The sequence below is a fragment of the Streptomyces meridianus genome (assembly GCF_023703325.1).
Classification (GTDB): Bacteria; Actinomycetota; Actinomycetes; order Streptomycetales; family Streptomycetaceae; genus Streptomyces; species Streptomyces meridianus.
Map to the genome: position 1 here is coordinate 1 of NZ_JAMQGM010000093.1, position 1,433 is coordinate 1,433.

General features: G+C 67.6%; 1 protein-coding gene. It reads right to left on the reverse strand.

Translation table 11 applies throughout. The features are described 5' to 3' along the window. Window positions 1-55: 55 nt before the first annotated feature. Window positions 56-1,294, reverse strand: a complete 1,239-nt coding sequence (locus M1E25_RS25545; protein ID WP_251419686.1) for an IS256 family transposase — start codon at window positions 1,292-1,294, stop codon at window positions 56-58. Between the last annotated feature and the right edge of the window lie 139 nt (window positions 1,295-1,433).

Here is a 1,433-nt window from a genome sequence, read left to right on the forward strand (position 1 = left end):
GGTCACGTCCGCTGGAGTGGTGTATCGACGGCCACTCGGCGATCCATTGGTGAGGCTATGCAGTGAGTTCGGTGGCCAGGGCGGGTTCGGCGTTTTCTCCGTCGATCGGGTGGAGGCGGGCTTTGGCGAGGAGCTCGCGGCCCATGTAGCGGCGGGCTTCGGTCCACTCGTCGTTCTGCTCGGCCAGGACCGCGCCGACCAGGCGGATCAGCGCCGGGCGGTCGGGGAAGATCCCGACCACGTCAGTGCGGCGGCGGATCTCTTTGTTCAGCCGTTCCTGGGGGTTGTTGGACCAGATCTGCCGCCAGATCTCCCGGGGGAACGCGGTGAAGGCCAGCAGGTCCGAGCGGGCCGCATCCAGGTGGTCGGCGGACTTGGGAAACTTCGCCTCCAACGCGTCCAGCACCTGTTTCATCTGCGCGTGGACCGCTTCGCTGTCGGGCTGCTCGAAGACCGTCCGCAGCAGGGTGGCCACCCACGGCTGGGCCGATTTCGGCACCTGGCAGAGCAGATTCCTTGCGTAGTGGGTGCGGCAGCGCTGCCAGGAAGCGCCGGGCAGGACCGCGCCGATCGCGTTCACCAGGCCGGTGTGGGCATCGGAGATCACCAGCTGGACACCGGACAGACCGCGGGCGACCAGCGAGCGCAGGAAGGCCAGCCAGCCGGCGCCGTCCTCGGCGGTGGCGACGTCGATGCCGAGGATCTCGCGGTGGCCGTCGGCGTTGACCCCGACCGCGACGAGGGCGTGGACGTTGATGATCCGGCCGCCTTCGCGAACTTTCTGCGTGAGTGCGTCGACCCAGACGAACGTGTAGGGGCCGGCGTCCAGCGGGCGGTTGCGGAACGCGGCGACCTGCTCGTCCAGGTGCTTGGCCATCGCCGAGACCTGCGACTTCGACAGCTGGGTCACGCCCAGGGACTCGGCGAGTTTCTCCACCCGGCGCGTGGAGACGCCCAGCAGGTAGGCGGTGGCCACCACCGAGATGAGGGCCTGCTCGGCCCGGCGGCGCCGCTCCAGCAGCCAGGTCGGAAAGTAGCTGCCGGAGCGAAGCTTGGGAATGGCCAGCTCCACGGTCCCGGCCCGGGTGTCCCACTCCCGATTCCGGTAGCCATTACGAGAGTTGACCCGTTCCTCGCTGACCTGGCCGTACTCCGCCCCGCAGAGCGCATCGGCCTCCGACGACATCAACGCATCGGCGAACGTCTTGATCATCGCCCGCAGCAGATCCGGACTCGCCGAGGCGAGATTGTCCTCCGTGAGCGCGGACAAGGGCACACTGTCAGGTGCGGTCATCGTGCTGATTCCCTTCAAGAGCTTGGTCGTTCTCGAAGGATCAGCCGATGGCCGTCTTACGTTCGGGCACCACACCCACTACCGGGAGCAAACCCCCGGATCAGGTGGAACCCGTACACCACTTCCAAGGACGCAACCC

What these genes read in the sequence shown, in the direction of transcription:
- M1E25_RS25545 (WP_251419686.1), bottom strand. Translation starts at nt 1,294, where the DNA reads ATGACCGCACCTGACAGTGTGCCCTTGTCCGCGCTCACGGAGGACAAT.